Raw genomic sequence first — 1,629 nt, forward strand, 5'->3', positions numbered from 1 at the left:
GTTCCACCACCTGCTGCCGGAATTCACCGCACTGGAAAACGTGTGCATGCCGCTGCTGATCGGCAAGACCGCGATCCCGGAAGCCCGCCAGCGCGCCAAGGCACTGCTGGAGCGCGTCGGCCTTGGCCATCGCCTGGAGCACAAACCGGCGGAACTGTCCGGCGGCGAGCGCCAGCGTGTGGCCATCGCCCGTGCCCTGGTGAACAACCCAGGCCTGGTGATGCTCGACGAGCCGACCGGCAACCTCGACTCGCACACAGCGCAAGGCATCAAGGACTTGATGCTGGAACTGAGCACCCAGATGCGCACCGCGTTCCTGGTGGTCACCCATGACATGAGCATGGCCCGCCAGATGGACCGCGTGTTGCACCTGCAGGAAGGTCATCTGGTCGCCATCTGACCCGTTTCAAGCCTGGCTTTTTTAAGCCAGGCTTTTTCATTTTTTTAAACGGTGCCCGCGAATGTTCAGACCGTTATCGATTTTCATCGGCACGCGCTATACCCGCGCCAAGCGCCGCAACCGTTTTGTCTCGTTTATCTCGATGACCTCGATGATCGGCCTCGCCCTGGGCGTGCTGGCGATGATCGTGGTGCTGTCGGTGATGAACGGCTTCCAGCGTGAAATGAGCACGCGCATCCTCGGCATGGTGCCCCACGCCACCATCGTCGGTGTAAACCCGATTGATAACTGGCAGCCCGTGGCCGCCGCCGCGCTGAAGAACCCCGAGGTCACCGCTGCGGTGCCGTTCACACAGATGGACGGCATGTTCTCCTACAAGGGCGCGATGCAACCTATCGAGATCAGCGGCGTTGACCCGGCCCAGGAAGGCAAGGTGTCGATCGTTGCCCAGCATATCGTGCGCGGCAAACTCGAAGACCTGAAGGCCGGCGAGTTCGGCGTAGTGATCGGCGACATCACCGCTCGGCGCTTTCGCCTGAATGTGGGCGACAAGCTGACCCTGATCGTGCCGGAAATCAGCACGGCCGCACCGGGTGGCATCACCCCGCGCATGCAGCGCTTGAACGTGGTCGGTATCTTCAAGGTCGGTGCCGAGCTGGATGGCTCCATGGCCCTGATCAACATGGCCGACGCCGCCGAGATCCAGCATTGGCAGCCGAACCAGGTACAAAGCGTGCGCCTGGCGGTGAAAGACTTGTACGCGGCCCCCAAGGTTTCGGCCGACATTGCCGCGAGCCTCGGCGCCGACTACAAGCCGGATGACTGGACCCACACCCAGGGCAGCCTGTTCAGTGCAATGAAGATGGAAAAGACCATGATCGGCCTGCTGTTGCTGATGATCGTCGCCGTCGCTGCGTTCAACATCATCGCCACCCTGATCATGGTGGTGAACGACAAAGGCGCGGACATCGCGATTTTGCGCACCATCGGCGCCACGCCACGGCAGATCATGGCGATCTTCATGGTGCAGGGCACGGTGATCGGTATCGTCGGCACCTTGATCGGCGGCGTGCTGGGCGTGATTGCGGCGCTGAACGTGAGTGAACTGGTGGGCTGGCTGGAGCGCGTGACCGGGCAGCATATCTTCAGTTCGGACGTGTACTTTGTCAGCAACCTGCCTTCCGAGCTGCAAGGCGGCGATGTACTGCTGATTTGCACGGCCGGGTTTG

Annotated in this window: 2 protein-coding genes; both read left to right on the forward strand. The window is 61.8% G+C overall.

Translation table 11 applies throughout. From position 1 onward, the window contains the following. The coding region (locus FEM54_RS32210) for an ATP-binding cassette domain-containing protein (protein ID WP_138454240.1) at window positions 1-400 on the forward strand (400 nt) is incomplete at its 5' end. Between the two features lie 61 nt (window positions 401-461). Next, window positions 462-1,629 (forward strand): lipoprotein-releasing ABC transporter permease subunit (locus tag FEM54_RS32215; protein WP_138454241.1); only part of this gene is annotated, 1,168 nt, incomplete at its 3' end.

This window comes from Pseudomonas edaphica (genome assembly GCF_005863185.1).
GTDB classification, from domain to species: domain Bacteria; phylum Pseudomonadota; class Gammaproteobacteria; order Pseudomonadales; family Pseudomonadaceae; genus Aquipseudomonas; species Aquipseudomonas edaphica.